This window comes from Oleiphilus sp. HI0061 (assembly GCF_001635675.1).
The window spans coordinates 1-1517 of record NZ_LWFE01001277.1 but is presented as its reverse complement, the minus strand read 5'-3'; the positions used below and the strand labels follow the sequence as shown (position 1 = coordinate 1517).

General features: G+C 46.3%; 2 protein-coding genes and 1 pseudogene. All 3 read left to right on the top strand.

From position 1 onward, the window contains the following. Nucleotides 1–19: 19 nt before the first annotated feature. Nucleotides 20–280 (top strand): annotated as a pseudogene (locus A3735_RS32010) (2-C-methyl-D-erythritol 4-phosphate cytidylyltransferase); the annotation flags it as partial. Between the two features lie 102 nt (nt 281–382). Then, nucleotides 383–898: a 2-C-methyl-D-erythritol 2,4-cyclodiphosphate synthase gene (ispF, locus tag A3735_RS32005; protein WP_068507343.1), complete on the top strand. Its 516-nt coding sequence runs from the start codon at nt 383–385 to the stop codon at nt 896–898. Beyond that, a partial coding sequence (truD, locus tag A3735_RS20045) for a tRNA pseudouridine(13) synthase TruD (RefSeq protein WP_156499784.1) occupies nt 895–1517 on the top strand: 623 nt, incomplete at its 3' end. The genes ispF and truD, both read left to right, overlap by 4 nt.

Genomic DNA, 1517 nt, shown 5'->3' with positions numbered 1-1517 from the left:
TCGAGAAGATATAGATAACTTGATTGAACATGTTGACGCCTGGGACGGTTCAGAGGGCGGTGCTATTCTGGCGTCTCGCGTTGTTGATACGATTAAGGTATCACAAGATGGAAGGGCGATTGAGGGTACTTCGGATCGGGACAAACTTTGGCGAGCATTTACACCACAAGTCTTTCGTTTTGCCGAGCTGCGCCATGCCCTAAGTGAATGTCAGCGGCTTGGGCTGACGGTGACCGATGAGTCGTCAGCAATAGAGCATATGGGTGGGGCGCCCTGCCTAGTTGAAGGCTCAGATGACAATATCAAAATTACGCGGCCGCACGATTTACGTTTGGCTGCAGATACCTTGGCTGCGCGGACGCAGCTGGGACGAGGTGAAAAAATGAATAGCTTTCCGAGAATCGGGAACGGTTATGACGTGCACGCATTTTGCGAGGGTGAAGAAATTATCCTGGGAGGCGTCAAAATTCCCCATCACAAATCTTTTATTGCGCATTCCGACGGGGATGTGCTGATTCACGCGATTATGGATGCAATGTTAGGTGCTTTGGCCTTAGGTGATATCGGTAAGCACTTTCCTGATACTGATGAAAAGTGGAAAGGGGCAAATAGTCGAGAACTGTTGTCTGCAGTAAACCACTTGATTTCAGAAAAAGGTTTTGTAGTTTCCAATATCGATAGCGTTATTATTGCTCAAGCTCCTAAGATGGCGCCGCATATAGGAAAGATGCAGGAAAATATTGCTCAGGACTTACAGGTTTCTCCTGAGCTGGTGAGTGTTAAAGCAACGACTACAGAGCGCCTTGGTTTTGCAGGGCGTGAGGAAGGAGTTGCTTGTCAGGCAAGTGTATTGTTAGTGCCTAAACCTAGCTGCGAAAGTGAAAGGAGAAGCGTGTGAGTGAAGTAAGGTCATTACCAGAATCACAGTTCAATCTGGTTTTTCCATGTATCGCTGACTTACCGCGGCCTGCCGGTGTCATTAAGACAAAAGAAGAAGACTTCTTTGTTGAAGAGGTCATGAATCCTGAGCTAAGTGGTGAGGGGGAGCACGTTTGGTTATGGCTGGAAAAAAATGGTCAGAATACTGAGTATGTGGCGGGTCAGTTAGCGCGTTTCTCCCACGTCAAAAAAGTGGATGTCGGGCTGTCAGGTTTAAAGGATCGTTGGGCGCTTACCCGGCAATGGTTTAGTGTTTATTTAGGGAATAAGCCTGAGCCTAATTGGAACGAATTTGAATGTGAAGGCGTAAAAGTACTCAGTTATCAACGGCATAATAAGAAGTTAAGACGCGGCGAGCATAGTGCCAACTTCTTTAGGTTGGTGGTGAGAAATATTGACAATATGGCTAATGTGGAAGCTCTTTTGCTACAAGTCAGAGATAAAGGTTTTCCAAATTACTTCGGTCCTCAACGATTCGGCTTTGACGGTGCGAATCTGGATCGTGGCGTACAATATTTTGAAGGTAAGATTAAAGCATCTAAAAGCCAGCGTTCTTTCTATTTATCGGCAGCTCGTTC